Annotated in this window: 13 protein-coding genes and 1 tRNA gene; 8 read left to right on the plus strand and 6 right to left on the minus strand. The window is 66.8% G+C overall.

Features of this window, described 5'->3' with window-relative positions:
- The first annotated feature begins 30 nt into the window (after positions 1 to 30).
- Positions 31 to 576 (plus strand): histidine phosphatase family protein, encoded by a 546-nt coding sequence (locus OHA42_RS10770; RefSeq protein WP_328409656.1) that lies wholly within the window; start codon positions 31 to 33, stop codon positions 574 to 576.
- Here OHA42_RS10770 and OHA42_RS10775 read toward each other — a convergent pair.
- Positions 566 to 1,195, minus strand: coding sequence for a TetR/AcrR family transcriptional regulator (locus tag OHA42_RS10775; RefSeq protein WP_406236619.1), 630 nt, complete (start codon positions 1,193 to 1,195; stop codon positions 566 to 568). The genes OHA42_RS10770 and OHA42_RS10775 overlap by 11 nt on opposite strands.
- 69 nt (positions 1,196 to 1,264) lie before the next feature.
- Here OHA42_RS10775 and OHA42_RS10780 point away from each other — a divergent pair, with 69 nt between their 5' ends.
- Positions 1,265 to 2,212 (plus strand): patatin-like phospholipase family protein, encoded by a 948-nt coding sequence (locus OHA42_RS10780; RefSeq protein WP_406236620.1) that lies wholly within the window; start codon positions 1,265 to 1,267, stop codon positions 2,210 to 2,212.
- Positions 2,209 to 3,048: an SDR family oxidoreductase gene (locus OHA42_RS10785; protein WP_406236621.1), complete on the plus strand. Its 840-nt coding sequence runs from the start codon at positions 2,209 to 2,211 to the stop codon at positions 3,046 to 3,048. Before OHA42_RS10780 ends, OHA42_RS10785 begins: the two co-directional genes overlap by 4 nt.
- Before the next feature lie 23 nt (positions 3,049 to 3,071).
- Here OHA42_RS10785 and OHA42_RS10790 read toward each other — a convergent pair whose 3' ends face one another.
- Together OHA42_RS10790 and OHA42_RS10795 are read right to left on the minus strand one after the other, a co-directional pair.
- The gene (locus OHA42_RS10790) at positions 3,072 to 3,446 is read right to left on the minus strand and encodes a DUF3761 domain-containing protein (RefSeq protein ID WP_406236622.1); all 375 of its coding nucleotides are present in this window, start codon (positions 3,444 to 3,446) and stop codon (positions 3,072 to 3,074) included.
- Between the two features lie 245 nt (positions 3,447 to 3,691).
- Positions 3,692 to 4,846 carry a lipase family protein gene (locus tag OHA42_RS10795; RefSeq protein WP_406236623.1) on the minus strand — a complete coding sequence of 385 codons (1,155 nt, stop codon included), beginning with the start codon at positions 4,844 to 4,846 and terminating at the stop codon, positions 3,692 to 3,694.
- Between the two features lie 771 nt (positions 4,847 to 5,617).
- On the opposite strand from OHA42_RS10795, the gene OHA42_RS10800 reads away from it, so the two are divergent.
- Positions 5,618 to 9,091: an indolepyruvate ferredoxin oxidoreductase family protein gene (locus tag OHA42_RS10800; RefSeq protein ID WP_406236624.1), complete on the plus strand. Its 3,474-nt coding sequence runs from the start codon at positions 5,618 to 5,620 to the stop codon at positions 9,089 to 9,091.
- Between the two features lie 243 nt (positions 9,092 to 9,334).
- The gene (locus tag OHA42_RS10805; RefSeq protein ID WP_406236625.1) at positions 9,335 to 10,462 is read left to right on the plus strand and encodes an acyl-CoA dehydrogenase family protein; all 1,128 of its coding nucleotides are present in this window, start codon (positions 9,335 to 9,337) and stop codon (positions 10,460 to 10,462) included.
- Positions 10,463 to 10,680: 218 nt separating this feature from the next.
- Here OHA42_RS10805 and OHA42_RS10810 read toward each other — a convergent pair whose 3' ends face one another.
- Positions 10,681 to 11,280 carry a TetR/AcrR family transcriptional regulator gene (locus OHA42_RS10810; RefSeq protein WP_406236626.1) on the minus strand — a complete coding sequence of 200 codons (600 nt, stop codon included), beginning with the start codon at positions 11,278 to 11,280 and terminating at the stop codon, positions 10,681 to 10,683.
- A gap of 55 nt (positions 11,281 to 11,335) precedes the next feature.
- Here OHA42_RS10810 and OHA42_RS10815 point away from each other — a divergent pair, with 55 nt between their 5' ends.
- Positions 11,336 to 12,694, plus strand: a complete 1,359-nt coding sequence (locus OHA42_RS10815; protein ID WP_406236627.1) for a flavin monoamine oxidase family protein — start codon at positions 11,336 to 11,338, stop codon at positions 12,692 to 12,694.
- A gap of 174 nt (positions 12,695 to 12,868) precedes the next feature.
- Here the strand turns inward: OHA42_RS10815 and OHA42_RS10820 are convergent.
- A tRNA-Met gene (locus OHA42_RS10820) sits at positions 12,869 to 12,942 on the minus strand.
- 63 nt (positions 12,943 to 13,005) lie between these two features.
- Positions 13,006 to 14,535 carry an aldehyde dehydrogenase family protein gene (locus OHA42_RS10825; RefSeq protein WP_406236628.1) on the minus strand — a complete coding sequence of 510 codons (1,530 nt, stop codon included), beginning with the start codon at positions 14,533 to 14,535 and terminating at the stop codon, positions 13,006 to 13,008.
- Between the two features lie 110 nt (positions 14,536 to 14,645).
- On the opposite strand from OHA42_RS10825, the gene OHA42_RS10830 reads away from it, so the two are divergent.
- Both OHA42_RS10830 and lat read left to right on the plus strand, forming a co-directional pair.
- Positions 14,646 to 15,098, plus strand: coding sequence for an Lrp/AsnC family transcriptional regulator (locus OHA42_RS10830; protein WP_040732134.1), 453 nt, complete (start codon positions 14,646 to 14,648; stop codon positions 15,096 to 15,098).
- A gap of 65 nt (positions 15,099 to 15,163) precedes the next feature.
- Positions 15,164 to 16,513, plus strand: coding sequence for an L-lysine 6-transaminase (gene lat / locus OHA42_RS10835; RefSeq protein ID WP_406236629.1), 1,350 nt, complete (start codon positions 15,164 to 15,166; stop codon positions 16,511 to 16,513).
- Positions 16,514 to 16,578 lie beyond the last annotated feature (65 nt).

Consider the following 16,578-nt stretch of genomic DNA (forward strand, 5'->3'; position numbering starts at 1 on the left):
CCACCTCCGCCGCGCCGTACGCTTCCATCCGTGCAAAAGGTGCTCAGACTCGACCTGGTCAGCCATGGTATGACCGAGGCGATGCGAAAGGCACGTTTTCCAGTCGACGAGTCGCTCACCGAGGCGGGCCGCAGGGCAATTGCCGCGTGCGGGCCGCTCACCGCCGCCCGAGTCCTCACCGGCCCCGAACGCAGGGCCGTGGAAACCGCGGCCCTGATGGGACTGCCCGGCGAGGAGGACACCCGGCTGCGCGACCTCGACGCGGGGGCGTGGCGCGGTGGCGAGTTGATGTCGGTGCCGCAGGACGAGCTATACGCCTGGCTGACCGACCCGCAGTTCCGCGGCCACGGCGGTGAATCCGTGGTGGACGTGGTCGAGCGGACCAGATACTGGATGGCCGAGATCGCCTCCGAGGGCATGTCCACCATCGCGATCACCCATCCGGCGGTGATCAGGGCGGCCTTGCTCGTCGCCCTCGACGCACCGCCGAAATCGTTCTGGCGGATCGACATTCCGCCGGGCAGCGTCACCCGGCTGCACTACCGCGGTGAGTGGACGCTGCACTTCACCGCGTGAGCGTGCGTGGTTGCGCACGCAGCGCCCCGCCGCCGGAGGTCACCAGCAGCCGCACGGCATCGGTGATCAGTCGGGCCGGGATCGATGGATCGATGGCGCGCTGCATGCCGAGGCCGATACCCATGCTGAGGATCGCGCTCGCGGCTTCTTCCGCGGGCATCGGCAGCGGAATTCCGACCGTGTCGGACAGGCTCTGCACTTGCGTGGCGACGGCGCCGCGCACCATGGCGAGGCTGGACACCAGCGCGGCCTGCAACTCGGGGTCGTCGCGGGCGACCGTGGCGAACTCGAATTCCAGCAGGGTCCAGCCGACGTCACCGATGGTCCGTTCGGCCCATTCCTGGAAGCGCTCCAGCTGATCGTCCAATGTGCTGCCCGCCGCGATCAGGTCGGTGACCTCTTGGAATTTGGTGGCATGGATGAGCCCGAGCACTTCGAGGCCGAGTTCCTTCTTGGTGCGGAAGTTCGAGTAGACCGCGCCCTTCGAATAGCCCGCTTCCTCGGCGACCCGCTCCAGGCTGGTTTTCGCGTAGCCCTCGGCCAGGAAGAGATCGCGTGCCGTGGCGATCAGGTCCGCGCGGGTGCGGGCCTGGCTCTCGGACCGGGTCAGACGTGCCATGCGGATGATTCTACGTACCGATGGATTTCAGATACCGCAGGTATTTGGATTCTGCTAGTGTTTGGAACTATGGGTAACAAAAACGGGTCACAGCGGCGTGGCCTGGCCATCGGATGCGGTGGCACACTCGGCGCTGCCTGGATCGTCGCCGCGCTCGCCGCGACCCGTGATGTACTGGACTGGGATCCGCGCGAGGCGGACGTGCTGATCGGCACCTCCGCGGGCGCGGAGATGATGACCATGCTCGGTAGCGGCATCGGGGTCGACGAGCTGGTCGCGATGCAACGCGGCACCTCGACGAATCCGATTCTGTTGGCGCACATGCGGTCCGAACCCGGACGCTTTCCGCCGCTGCCGCGCCCGCGGCTCGGCTCGCTGCGACTACCCTTGCGCCGCAGCGAGTCCGGGCAGGCGCTGCTCACCGCGGGCAGTGGCCTGCTGCCGGTCGGTGGCGGTGACCCGGGTTGGTTGCAGCAACTCGCCGAGCGGTTGAACCCGGGCCGCACCTGGGTGTCGCACCCCGCGACCCGGCTGGTCGCCATGGACTATGCCACCGGGGAACGCGTCGCGTTCGGGTCGCCCGACGCGCCCGCTGCAACGCTGGGCGAGGCGTTGCGGGCGTCGTGGGCCGTGCCCGGCTGGTTCCCGCCGGTCTCGATCGCGGGTCGCCGCTTCATCGATGGCGGCGCGGGCTCGACGGCGTCGGTGGACCTGCTCATCCCGGACAAGCTGGACGAGGTTGTTGTGCTCGCCCCCATGGCCTCGACCGGGGGGATTCCGGCAACCGGACCCGGTCACTTTTTCGAGCGGCAGCTGCGAAACCGCATGAGCGCCCAACTCGATGCCGAGGTCGCGGCGTTGCGCGCGGCGGGAACTACGGTGCTGCGTATCGACGCCACCGCCGAGGATCTCGCGGTAGTGGGCCCCAATTTCATGGACGGCCGCCGCCGTCTCGACACCTTCGAACACAGTCTGCGCAGCACCCGCCGGGCGCTGGAACAAGGAGCTTTCGCATGAGCATTCTCGGACGCGGTTACCCCGACTTCGACCTGAAGGGCGCCCGGGTGCTCATCACCGGGGCGGGCCGCGGCATCGGCCGATTCGCGGCAGAACTGTTCGCCGCCAAGGGCGCCGAGATCGCGATCGCCGACGTCGACACCGCCGCAGCCGAATCCGCCGCGGCCGCCATCGGCGCGCGTGCTTACGAACTCGATGTACGGGCACGCGACCAATGGGACAAGGCGGTCGCCGACTTCGGTCGCATCGACATCCTGGTCAACAATGCGGGCGTCATGCCTGCGGGCGCCTTTCTCGACGAACCGGACGCCGTCGGCCGTGCCTCCATGGATATCAATGTGTGGGGCCTGATCAACGGCATGCGCGCCGTGGTCCCCGGCATGATCGAGCGCGGCCACGGCCACGTCGTCAATGTGGCCTCGCTGGCGGGCAAGATCCCGGTGGCCGGTCTCGCCGTCTACAACGCGAGCAAGTTCGCCGCCGTAGGTCTCTCGGCGGCAACGCGTTTGGAGTTCGCGCCGCACGGCGTCAGTGTGAGCTGTGTGCTGCCTTCGGCGGTCCGCACGCGTCTGTCGTCGGGTTTGACCCTCGGCAAGGGCATGCCGACCGTCGACCCCGAAGATGTCGCCGCCGCCATCGTGCACACCGTCCACACCCGTAAAGCCGAGGTCGCGGTCCCCAATTACCTCGGCCCCATCGACATCGCCCTCGCGGCCGCCCCCGAACGCGCAGTCCGCTTGGTGCGCAAGCTCTTCGACGGCGACCGCGCCTTGCATCCCACCGACAACGAGACCCGTGCCAAGTACGAGGAGCAAGTCCGCTCGATCACCGAGTGACCCGCCTGTCGGCCTGGATGCGGTCAGAGCCAGGTCGCAACCCCGTCGTGGCCCGAGCAGGTCCCGGAGCGGTTCTTGCTGAAGCTGTAGGTGCCGTCCTTGCACCGTGCCGTCGCTCCCGGTGGTGGGGCGGCAGCCGATTCCGGGCGGTGCACGCACTGGTCGTAGGAATTGAGGTAGGAATTCGGCCCGCACGCGGCCGGACCGTTCTGCGGCGCGGGCAGGATCGCCGCGGGCGGGATGTAGTCCGTGGTTGCGGGTGGCGTGGTCGGCGGCGTCGAATCCACCGGGCGAGGCGCTGTGGGAACGGTCGGCGACGTCACCGCGGCGGTTGCCGTAGTAGTCGGTGCGGCAGTGGTTGTTTGCGCCGCGACGTTGGCGGGCGGAGCGGTTGTCACGCCGCTCGTCGAGGTCGGGGGAGTCGAGCAACCGCCCAACAAGAGCGCGAACGACCCGGCGACGGTGACACTCGCGAACACGAGCGTGCGAAAACTGTGCGACATGTCTTCTCTACTAGGAACTCCAGGCCGGTCGACGAATGTTGCGATGCCCGGGGTACCTGCTTCATCGACCTGGGCGACGGCTCGTTACCAACGAAAAGCGGCCCCGGAGAACGTCTCCGAGGCCGCCTCGTGGTGAGTGCTCAGCAGCTGGTCGGTACCGGGTCGCCGCGGAAACGGGCTTCCACGTAGTTCCACGCGTCGAGGAAACCGGCGACGGCCGTGGTCATGTGTTCGGCGATGTCGTAGGGGCGGAACTCGACCGGGGCTCCAGCGCGACAGTATCGGTCGGCTACCTCGGCCACGGGGTTGAAGAAGGTGAGCTCGTCGAAGCGGCCCTGCCACATGTATGTCGGCACCGTCGGGATGCCGGGGAAGTGGCGCAAGCTGTTCTCGCGCAGGACCTCCCGCGCTTCGGGGCTGTCCATCAGGCTCTTGGACGCCGCCATCTGCTCGGCGCTGCGGAACGCGCCGTGGAAGAGCAGGAATCGGCGGCAGGCGTCGTGGGTGAATTCCCGGAACCACAGGCCGTTCGGGTTGAGCTGATCGGAGATCGGCAACCGGTTCGGGTATTCGCGTTCCAGGCCCATGGCCGCGGCGAAGGCCAGGCCGAATCCGGGGTGCGGATTGAAGCCGAGTGACAGCGCCATCTCTTCGAGGTCGGCGGGGATGCCGCCCGCGACCGCGGCGGTGAGTTTCAGGTCGGGGGCGTAGGTGGGCTGCAGTGCCGCCGCCCACGCGGTGGCCATGCCGCCGCCGGAGTAGCCCGCGATGGCGACCGGTGAGGTGGACAGACCGAGTTCGGTCACCTTCTGCACCGCGCGGACGCTGTCCAAGGTCATCATGCCGCTGAGCTTCGCGGCGCCGTAGGCCGAGGTGGGGCCGAGGTAGTCGGGCAGCGAGACCGCCCACCCGCGACCGATGGGGAGCATGGCGCCGGGCGCGTCCTGTAATTCGCCGTTGAACAGCGATCGCGACGGGTTGCACTGAGTGCCGAGGGAGTTGATCAACGCCTGGTAGGAGACCAGCGGCGGGTTCTTTATACCGACGGGAAGCAGGACGGTGGTCACCCCCATGACGGGGCCGCCCTGCGAGTTCGTCGAGCGGAACGCGACCTGCCAGCCCTCGGTTCCGATGTAGAACGCGGTGTCGATCTTGCGGGTCCGGACCACGTCGCCCGGGCGCAGCGCCGCCAGTTCGGATGGCGCCGTGTAGAAGGGATCGGGATCCGGGGTGGGATACAACGGCTGGGCATTGGCGGGCACACCGAGCAGGCCGAGCGAAACGATACTCAACAACAGGATCGCAATCCTGAAGGGAACTCTGAACAAGGCATTCCTTCGATGGGGGCAGCCGCCGGCGCAGACCTCGGGCAGCAACGCCCCAGGTCTCAGCGCATCGGACGGACCGGCATTACACGGGGAAACGCAGCGAACCTCTGCGTTCACTGCGTAGACGGAAAGGAGGAACCGGCAGCCGGACCGAACGAGCCGATCGCGGCAGGCTGTCGCACCTCCTTCGGCTCGTGGGCTGCCGGTGTCCGCCGTAGGCGACACCATCCGATGCGACAAGTTATCGTCGACCCGACGAAAACGGCCACACCGTCCTGCTGAAACTGTCAGTTTCACAACCTAACCCATGTGGGCTTGGTCAAGATCACATGGAGGCCGAATAGTTGCCTAGTTGTGGCTGCCGTGGCCGAGTTCCGCTAGAAGCCGAGATGGTCGGTCGAACCGACCGTGCAGCGCCGACGAAATCAGCGGTGCGGTGTCCCCGAGATAGCCGAGTGTCGGCTGCGGCTCGAGATCGGCCGCCACGGACGGCGGTGGGCCATGCGCGGGTTTGCACGCGGGTGCGACGAAAATCCGCGGCCCGTGCGTAGCGTGGTCACGGTCACACATACCTCGCATCCTGCATAGGCGGTGCCCACTCTGTATTGGTGAGATTGCGCACTTTGCTCAACTTTTTTCACCACTATTGTGCGTTTGGGTCTTCGAAGACAGGATGACGGCACCAAGTGCTCAACGAAGCGAAGCGCCTGATCGGCGCTGAGCGGATGGGTGGACTGCATGACCGAGCTCGCTGACCGCGAACTGATCTCAGCCCCGTATGACCTCGCCGACCGCTACCGGGTCGGCGCCGGAACCGTCGTTCTCACCGGCGTCCAGGCGATTGCCAGACAGCTGGTCGAACAGCATGTGCGCGATCTGCGCGCCGGACAGCGGGTCGGCACCTTCGTCTCGGGGTATCAGGGCAGCCCGCTCGGCGGCGTCGACAAGATGTTGAACGGCATGCCGAACGTTCTTGCCGAGCACGATATTTCCTTTGTGCCGGGGTTGAACGAGGAAATCGCCGCCACCTCTGTGTGGGGGAGCCAGGCCGATCTGCCCGCGGGCGCCGCGACGCATGACGGCGTAGTCGGGGTCTGGTACGGCAAGGGGCCCGGGCTCGACCGGGCCACGGATGCGTTGCGGCACGCCAATATGTACGGGGTGAATCCGCGCGGCGGCGTGCTGCTGCTGGTCGGCGACGACCCCGCCTCCAAATCGTCGACCGTGCCCGCGGTCAGCGAGCGCTCGCTGGCAGCGCTGAACATCCCGGTGCTGTTCCCGCGCAATGCGCGCGAGATCGTCACCATGGGTCTGCACGGTGTCGCACTGTCCCGCGCTTCGGGATGCCTGGTGGCGCTGAAGATCGTGGCGGATGTGGCCGACGGTGCGTGGACGGTCGAAGGCTCGGTGGGCGACATCGCCATCACCGTGCCGGAAATCGATTGGGAGGGCAGGCCGTTCAGCTATCTGCAGCGGCCGATGGCGGCGCCGATGGACAGTGTGATCGCCGAGGCGGATCTATACGGCCCGCGCTGGGAAATCGTCAAGGCCTACAGCGCACTCAACGAGCTGGACGTCATCGAGGTGAACCCGGCCCGCGCCACCCTCGGCATCGCCGCAACGGGAACCACCTTCGACGCGGTGCGTCAGGCCCTCGTCGACCTCGGTGTCGACGATGCGGCGCTGCAGCACGCCGGAGTCCGGCTGCTGCGCATCGGGATGCCGTATCCGATTGCGCCCGAACGGGTCCGGCAGTTCGCCGATGGTCTTTCGCGCATCGTGGTCGTCGAGGACAAGACCGCCTTCATCGAAACCCAGATCCGGGAGATCCTGTACGGCACACCGGACGCGCCGCAGATCATCGGCAAGCGCGATGCCGATAACCGGCCGCTGTTCAGCCAGGACGGAGAACTCACCACCGGCCGGATCATTGCGCCACTGCGCCGCGCGCTGCAGGGGCAGCTCGATATGAAACGACCACTGCCGCAACCACTGTCACTGTCGGTGCTGCCCGCCAAGCGGGCCGCCTACTTCTGCAGCGGCTGCCCGCACAACCGATCCACCGCGGTGCCGGAGGGCTCACTGGCCGGTGGCGGCATCGGCTGCCACACCATGGTGACCATGTCGGGTCGCGACGACAGCAAGGTCACCGGGCTGACACAGATGGGCGGCGAAGGCGCGCAATGGATCGGCCAGGCGCCGTTCACCGACGTCCCGCACCTGTTCCAGAACATCGGTGACGGCACGTATTTCCACTCCGGGCAGCTCGCCGTGCAAGCCTGCATCGCCGCGGGTGTCAACATCACCTACAAGCTGCTCTACAACGACGTCGTCGCGATGACCGGTGCGCAGGACGCGGAGGGCGCGCTCGCGGTGCCGATGCTGACCCACAAGCTCCGTACCGAGGGCGTGCGGCAGATCATCATCTGCGCCGACCAGCCGAAGAAGTACCGCAAGCGCGATCTTGCCGCGGGCACCCTGCTGTGGCACCGCGATCGGCTCGACGAAGCACAGCGCACGCTGCGGGAAGTCCCCGGCGTCACGGTGCTCATCTACGACCAGCACTGCGCCGCCGACGCGCGCCGCCGGCGCAAGCGCGGCACCCTGCCGGTTCGTCGTACTCGGGTGGTCATCAACGAGGCGGTCTGCGAGGGCTGTGGCGACTGCGGTGTCAAGAGCAACTGTCTGTCGGTCCAGCCGGTCGACACCGAATTCGGCCGTAAGACCACCATCGATCAGACCTCCTGCAATACCGATTACAGCTGCATGGACGGCGACTGCCCTTCGTTCGTCACCGTCGAGCTCCCGGAGCCGACGAAAGCGAAGAAGCGCGCCGAGACCAAGCGCGCCGAGCCGCCGGTGCTGCCCGAACTCCGGGACACGACACCCACGACGACCCAGAATGTGTTCCTGGCCGGCATCGGCGGCACCGGCATCGTCACGGTCAACCAGGTGCTCGCGACCGCCGCGCTGCGCGCAGGCTACGAGGTCGCGAGCCTGGACCAGATCGGTCTGAGCCAGAAGGCCGGACCTGTCGTGTCACATCTGCGGTTCGCGTTCGGCGAGCTGGAGCCCGCGAACCGGCTGACGCCCGGTTCCGCGGACTGCATCGTGGCTTTCGACCTGCTCGCCGCCACGGACAACAAGAACCTGGCCTATGGCTCGAAGGCGACCACCGTGTCGGTCGCTTCGACGAGCAAGACTCCGACGGGCGACATGGTCTACGACAAGTCCGTCGCGTACCCCGATGAGGGCATGTTGCTGTCACGGCTCGAGCAGGTGTCGCGCTCGGTGCGTTCGTTCGACGCACTCGCCGCTGCGGAGGTGTTGTTCGGCAACACCTCCGCAGCGAACTTCCTGATGGTCGGCGCCGCCTATCAGATCGGCGGCCTGCGCCTGCCCGCCACGGCGATCGAGGAAGCCATCGAGATCAACGGCGTCGCCGTGGCCGCCAACATCGCGGCATTCCGTTGGGGTCGGGTTGCGGTGGAGCGCCCGGATGTTTTCACGGCCGCCACCACTCGCAAGCAGCGCAAGCGGGCCGAGATCGACATCCCCGCAGACCTTTTCGACGGCGTGACCGCGACGGGAGAGACCAGGCGTCTGCTCGAGCTGCGCGCCGTCGAGCTGATCGGTTTCCAAGGTGTCCGCGTCGCCGGTGCCTATGTGCGAACGGTGCAAGACATCTGGGACGCGCAGCATCGCGTCACCGACCGCACCGAATTCAGCGAGCAAGTTGCCCGCGGCCTGTACAAATTCACCGCCTACAAGGATGAATACGAGGTCGCCCGCCGCCTCACCGATCCGGCGTTCCTCGACGATGTGGCCGACCAGCTCCCCGAAGGGGCCAACCTCACCTACCGCCTGCACCCGCCGGTGCTGCGCGCCATGGGCCGCAAGAAGAAGATCGGCCTCGGCCCACGTAGTCACCTGGTGCTGCGTGCGCTCGCCAAGGGAAAGCGGCTGCGCGGTACCAAGTTCGATCCTTTCGGCTATGCCCACGTCCGCCGAGTGGAACGCGCCCTGCTCGCCCACTACACCGAGATGGTGACGGCGCTCGCCGCCGACCTCGACCCGGTCGGCTACGACCGGGCCGTCGAAGCGGCCGCCCTCACCGACATCGTTCGCGGCTATGAGGAGATCAAGCTCGCCAACGTCGAGCTGTATCGAAATGGCCTGCGCGAACTCGGCATCGAGCCGCCGCAGGTGTAGTCGGCAACGAACTGCTGCTCTCCGACCGTTGACGGCCGGTCCGAGGCAAGCAGGTAACGGCCCAGGCCGGGCGGTGTGGCGCCGTCTCGCCTGGGCCGTCACGGTAACGGCGCTCCGCCGGTGTCGGCCCGGCGGATAAGCGGCGGGTTTCTCAATTTCCCGCTCTCCGGTGCACTTGCGCTGCGTACCCTGATCGACGAATCGCCGCGCGATCGCGGAACCCCTACTACCGGAGAGTGTTTCGTGAACACTGCGCAATTCCCAGGCCCGCTGCGCGATGTCGAGCGCAAGATCCTCGCCCGGGTCGTCGAGCTGGCCGTCGATTTCGATGCCGCCGCCGCGGACTACGACGAGCGCGCCGTGATCGCGGTCGAGCATCTGGACGCACTCCACGACGCCGACGTCGATCGGGCGGTGCTGCCCGAGCAGGTGGGGGGTCTGGGCCTGAGCTACCTGGCTTTCGGGCAGCTGGTGCGCATACTCGCCAAGGCCGATCCTTCCACGGCGACGATCTGGGTGATGCACGCCGGTGCGGGTGTCGCGCTCGCCGAGTTCACCCGGGATTCATTGGGCTCGTTCTTTGCCGACGAATTCCTCGCCGGCAAGCGGTTCGCGAACGCATTGTCGGAGCCGGCCAGTGGAAACCGTTTCCTCAATCCGCAACAGGAAGCCGTCCCTGTCGACGGTGGCTGGTCGATCACCGGCGCCAAGCGCTTCGTCTCGGCCAGCGAGATCGCCGATTATCTGCTGGTCAATGCGCGTGTCGACGATGTGCCGACCTTCTTCGGCGTGATCCCCGACGCCACGGTGTCGGTCATCCCGATCTGGGACACCTTGGGTCTGCGCGCGACCCGCAGCCAACTGCTCTCCTTCGACAACACCGTGCTGCGCGCCGAATATCGTGGCCGCGCACCGGGTCCCGGCGATTTCGCGGTCATCCCGGCGGGACTGCCCGCGATCTCCCTCGGCATCGCCGACGCCGCGCTGGACGCGTTGATCGCGCACGCGCGGTCGCGAGTGATCATGGGCAGGCCACTGTCGCACCAGCAGTGGGTGCAGTTCGACGTGGCCGACGTCGAGATCCGGCTCGCCGCCGCACACGCGCTCTACGACCGTGCCCTCTGGGAGGCCGACAACGGCATCCCTGCCTTCTTCCCGAACTTGGCCCGCGCCAAATATCTCGCCAACAAGGTGGCGGTGGACGTCGCGCAACTCGGCGTCCGTATCGGTGGCGCTTCCGGTTACCTCAAACAGTCTCCGATCCAACGCCATCTGCGAGATGCCGAAGCAGGCCAGCTGATGGCCTACTCGACCGAGGTCCTCGCGGGGGTGGTGGGCAAACAGATTCTCGGAGTGGCCGAAGACGAGTGAGCATGTGTGCGTCACAGTTGCCCAATGATCTGCCCGCCCGGTGCTGAGGGTCCGCCCGTTGCCGTGCAGGCGGAGAGGACGATGTGGGCCGCGCCCGGGAACGCCGAGCCCAGGCTCGGGAATTTCGGTGCCCGCAAGAGTCATGAACATGTCAGTGCCTCCCAGGTGGCATCAAAAGAACCATTCGTCATGCCTGACTGCAGGCCGCAGGTTCGTCGTCATTCGGCTTCGCGGCGTAGCGAGCTGATCATGCCGAGCGCGATCTGACCCGCTTCCCGGCGCAGCTGATCGTCGGTTGTGTCGGCGAGGCTCCAGGCCAGTTCGGTGAGCAGCCCGTAGATGGCGCGGACTGTGAGCTCGGGCGATCGAGGCCGGAAGACACCGGCTCGGACCAGCTCGTCGACCAGGTTGCGGATCAGGCCGACCATGTACCGCTCGTCGAGTTCGCGCCACCGGTCCCAGCCCAGGGCGAACGGCCCTTCCTGCAGCACGATGCGCTGATAGGCCATGTCGGTGCATTCGTCGAGGAACACGTTCAAGGCGCGGACCGCGGTGTCCCAAGGGTTGCCCGGTTCACCGAGCGCACTCGTCAAACGTTCGGTCAGCTCCTGTTCGACCTGCTCGAACACGGCCTCGAACAATCCTTGCTTACCGCTGAAGTGGTGGTACACGGCTCCGCGCGTCAGGCGGGCGGCTCGGGCGATCTCGTCGGCGGACAGTTCCGAGTACCGCCGTTCGATGAATAGCTCGCGGCCCGCCTCCAGCAGGGCGGATCGGGTGGCTTCGGCGTATTCCGCACGTCGTCCCTTGACAGTCACAGCGACAAGACTACCCTCGCATACATCGTGTATCTGAAATGTTAGGTGTATGCGAATGTCGGATCTCAAAGATGTGATCGTGGTGGGGGCCGGGGCGGCCGGACTGGCAGCAGCCCGCGCGCTCGCGGCGGCCGGACGCGATGTCGTGGTGTTGGAGGCCAGGGAGCGAGTGGGCGGACGAACCCGCAACGTCGAGGTACCGGGCAGTGACGCGTACGTGGAAGTCGGCGGCATGTGGGTCGGCCCCGGCCAGGACCGGGTGCTGGCATTGCTGACCGAACTCGGGTTCTCCACGTACCCGACGCACGATCAGGGCGCGAACATCGGCGACTTCGGTGGTCGCGTCAGCCGCTTCCGGGGCCGAATGCCCCGGCTGAACCCGCTCGTGCTCGCCGATATCGGCCTCACGCAGCTGCGACTCGATCGCTCGGCTCGACGAGTACCCCTGCAGGCACCGTGGACGGCGCCCCATGCGCGGGAACTCGACGGTCAGACCTTCGACACGTGGCTGCGCAAGCACTCGCACACCGCCACCGGACGCGCGTTCTTCCGGTTGGTCACCCAGGCGGTCTGGTGCGCCGAGCCGGACGAGATGTCGGCGCTGTGGGCGCAGTTCTATATCCATTCGGGCGGCGGCGTCGACTCATTGATCAACACGACCGGTGGTGCACAGCAGGACCGGGTCGTCGGCGGCACACAGCGACTGTCGATCGCCATGGCCGAGGAGTTGGGTGACCGGGTCGTCCTCGGCGCCGCGGTGACCGAGATCGACTGGAGCGACGACGAGGTTCGGGTGCGTGCCGGGCGGCGGCAGTGGCGGGCACGGCACGCGATCATCGCGGTCCCGCCTCCGCTGGTGAGCCGAATCCGATGCACGCCGGACCTGCCCGCCGAGCGCGCCCAACTGCTCCAACGTCTGCCGATGGGCTGGACCATCAAGGTCAACGCGGTCTACGACGAGCCGTTCTGGCGCGCACAGGGTCTGTCCGGGCAGGCCAACAGCGACCGGCGCGCGCTCGGCACGGTCTTCGATGCCAGTCCGCCCGGCGCCGACCCCGCGGTCCTGGTCGGATTCCTCGAAGCCACCCATGCCCAAGCCGCGGCTCGCCTGGCGCCGAAAGAACGCCGCGACGCGGTTCTCGACGACCTCGCAGCATATTTCGGCCCCAAGGCGCGCAGTCCGGTCCACTACATCGAGCAGGACTGGGCCACCGAAACCTACAGCCGCGGCTGTTACGGCGCCTTCGCGACCCCATCGACTTTGACACGCTTCGGACCGGAGTTGCGCCGCCCGACCGGCTCGCTGCACTGGGCCGGTACCGAAACGGCGACCCGCTGGGCCGGATACATCGACGGCGCGGTCGAATCCGGGCAACGCGCTGCGCGCGAAATTCTCACCGCAACCAACCCGTGAGCATCCCCGGCCGATCCACTTCACGCTCTTGTCGCAAGCCCGCCCCGACACGGACGCGTTTCTCGCCGAAGTCTTGCCGAGTCACTGATCGAAAGTTGGCTGAGGGTTCCCGAATCCGCTCCCATGGGGTAACGAAAACGGCCCGGAACGATGCGTTCCGGGCCGTCTTCTTAGTAGCGGGGACAGGATTTGAACCTGCGACCTCTGGGTTATGAGCCCAGCGAGCTACCGAGCTGCTCCACCCCGCGTTGGGTAGCCATAAGACTACGCATGGGGTGGCTGTCCAACCTAATCGCGAGGTCAGAGGCCTGTCAGCCGAACTGGATGCCCTGTGCGAGGGGGAGTTGGTCGGAGTAGTTGATGGTGTTGGTTGCACGGCGCATGTAGGCCTTCCAAGAGTCCGAGCCGGATTCGCGGCCGCCGCCGGTCTGCTTCTCACCGCCGAAGGCGCCGCCGATCTCGGCGCCGGAGGTGCCGATATTGACGTTGGCGATGCCGCAGTCGGAGCCGTCGGCGGCGAGGAAGCGCTCGGCCTCGCGTTGGTCGGCGGTGAAAACGGCGGACGAAAGTCCTTGCGGCACTGCGTTGTGCAGCGTGATCGCGGCGTCGAAGTCGTGATAGGTCAGCACGTAGAGGATCGGGGCGAAGGTCTCCTCGCGCACTACCGCGGTCTGTGCGGGCATCCGCACGATCGCCGGACGCACATAGAACGCGTCGTCGCCGAAACCGTCCACCCGTTCCCCGCCGCACACCAGCTCGCCGCCGTCGGCGAGTGCCCGATCCAGCGCGGCACGCATCCCCTGGTAGGCCCGCCCGTCGATCAGCGGGCCGACCAGCACCCCGTCCTCGATCGGATTGCCCACCCGCAGTTGCCGATACGCACCCGCCACGCGTTCGAGCAGTGGGCCGACGACATCGGCGTGCACGATCAGCCGACGCAGCGTGGTGCAGCGTTGGCCTGCCGTGCCCGCTGCGGCGAACACGATGCCGCGCGCCGCCAGTTCCAGATCCGCCGACGGCGTGACGATCGCGCCGTTGTTGCCGCCCAACTCCAGCAGGCACCGACCGAAGCGCGCGGCCACCCGTGGTGCGACGATGCGCCCCATTCGCACCGAACCGGTGGCGCTCACCAGCGCGACGCGCTCGTCGTCGACCAGCCGTGAACCGACCTCGGCACCACCCTGAATCAGTTGGTGCACTTCGGGATCCACGCCGACATCGGCCGCAGCGCGGCGCAGCAGGGTATGACAGGCCAGCGCCGTCAACGGCGTCGTCTCCGACGGCTTCCACACCACCGTGTCACCGCAGACCAAGGCGACGGCGGTATTCCACGCCCACACCGCGACCGGGAAGTTGAACGCGGAGATCACCCCGACCACACCCAGCGGATGCCAGGTCTCCAGCAGTCGATGTCCCGGCCGCTCCGAGGGCATGGTCTTGCCGTACAGCTGTCGCGAAAGTCCGATCGCGAACTCGCAGATGTCGATCATTTCCTGGACTTCGCCGAGTGCCTCCGGGCCGATCTTCCCGGCCTCCAGCGTGACCAACTCGCCGAGTTGGGACTTGTGCACAGTGAGCAGCTCGGCCAGCCGCCGTACCACCGCGGCCCGCACGGGTGCGGGGACGGTGCGCCACCCGCGGAATGCCAGGGCGGCACGGTCGATCGCGGCGTCGACGTCGTCGAGGGAGTCGACGGCCAGCGTCAGGAGCTGACCGCCGGTAATCGGTGTGCGGGCAGGCAATGCGCCCGCTGCCGGCGGCTCGGCGCCGAGCTCGCGCAACAGCGCCGCCGCACGGGCTGCCAGGTCCATGGTGAGGTGATCGTCGAGCGTATGTGTCATCGATTGCTCCGCTGTCGCTTTGGGCATTCGCACAATGGCTGTGCTGTTACGGGAAGTGAACGAGTAGAGGTTTCCGCCACGAGTCGCGCTTGCTGAGTTAGCCTTCGCTGATGGCGGATACACCGGCAAGACCCGCACTCGATGACATCGATCGCCTGCTGATTCGGGAACTGATGGCCGACGGTCGGGCCACGTTATCGAACCTGGCAGAGAAGGCGAGCCTATCGGTCTCCGCGGTGCAATCGCGGGTGCGCAGGTTAGAGGCGCGTGGGGTGATCCGGGGCTACACGGCTCATGTCGACCCCGAGGCGCTCGGTCAACTGTTGTCGGCATTCGTCGCGATCACTCCTCTCGACCCCTCGCAACCGGATGACGCGCCTGCCGTTCTGCAACATATCCCCGGTATCGAGGCATGCCATTCGGTGGCCGGTGACGAGAGCTACGTGTTGCTGGTGCGAGTGGCCTCGCCACGGCACCTCGAGCAGCTGCTGCAGGAGATCAGGGCGACCGCCAACGTCAGGACCCGAAGCACCATCATCTTGCAGACATTCTATGACAGATAACAATTGGCCGTAATTAGTACGAAGAGATGTAGAGATTCCGTAAATATTTCCGTACCCTGACCGGTGTGACCCTCGAACTGGACCGCACCCGCACGGACGGTGACATAGCACCGGTCACCCCCGCAACCCGGGTACACGAGATCTTGTCGGCGCACCTGCTGGCCGACGGATTCGACTTGGTGCTCGACCTCCGTAATTCGCGTGGCTGCCGGATCGTCGATGAACGAGACGGCAGCTCCTACCTCGACATGTTCGGCTTCTTCGCCTCGAACGCGCTAGGGATGAACCATCCCGCGCTGGCCGAGGACGAAGTTTTCCGCGCCGAACTCGCTGCAGCCGCCCTCAACAAACCGAGCAACTCCGACATCTACACGGTCGAAATGGCGCGGTTCGTAGAGACATTCGCGCGGGTGCTCGGCGATCCACGGCTACCGCACCTGTTCTTCATCGACGGTGGCGGACTCGCCGTGGAGAATGCGCTGAAGGCGGCCTTCGACTGGAAGAGCAGGCACAACGAATCCCATGGCCGCGCACCGGAACTCGGCACCAAGGTGCTGCACCTGACCGGGGCATTCCACGGCCGCACCGGCTACACCATGTCGCTGACCAACACCGATCCGGTGAAGGTCGCGCGCTTCCCGAAGTTCGACTGGCCCCGCATCGAGGCACCATACCTGTGCGACGACCTCGACATCGACGTCGCCGAGGCGAACGCGTTGGCCCAGGCGCGGCGCGCCTTCGACGAAAACCCGCACGACATAGCATGTTTCATCGCCGAGCCGATCCAGGGCGAGGGCGGTGACCGGCACCTGCGGCCGCAGTTCCTGCAGGCCGTACAGCGACTGTGTCACGAGAACGACGCGCTGTTCGTGATCGACGAGGTGCAGACCGGGGTCGGCATGACCGGAACCACCTGGGCCTACCAGCAACTCGGGCTCGAGCCGGACGTGGTCGCGTTCGGGAAGAAGACCCAGGTGTGCGGCGTGATGGCGGGTGGGCGTATCGACGAGGTGCCCGACAATGTGTTCGTCGTCAGCTCCCGGATCAATTCCACCTGGGGCGGCAACCTTACCGACATGGTGCGCACCAGGCGGATTCTCGAGGTGCTCGAGCAGGACCAATTGATAGAGGGGTCTCGAGAGCTCGGCGCGCATCTGTTGCGGCGACTTGAAGGGCTCGCCGAGGTGCACCCGAGCATCACCGAACCCCGTGGGCGCGGCCTGATGTGCGCGGTCACAGTCGCTTCGGCGCAGCTGCGCGACCAAGTGCTGGCCAGGCTGTGGGCGGAGGAGCATGTGCTGATACTCGGCACCGGTGAACGGGGCATCCGCTTCCGGCCGCCGCTCACCGTCAGCGATGCCGAATTGGATGCGGCGGTCGACGCCCTGGATCGGGTTCTCACCGGCCTTGGGTAGTTCGCCATTGATGTCCGGATGGCAGGACCGGCTTCGACTGACCGTCGCGCGGATTGCGTTCGGCC

Source organism: Nocardia sp. NBC_01009, from assembly GCF_045208035.1.
In the GTDB taxonomy this organism is placed as follows: domain Bacteria; phylum Actinomycetota; class Actinomycetes; order Mycobacteriales; family Mycobacteriaceae; genus Nocardia.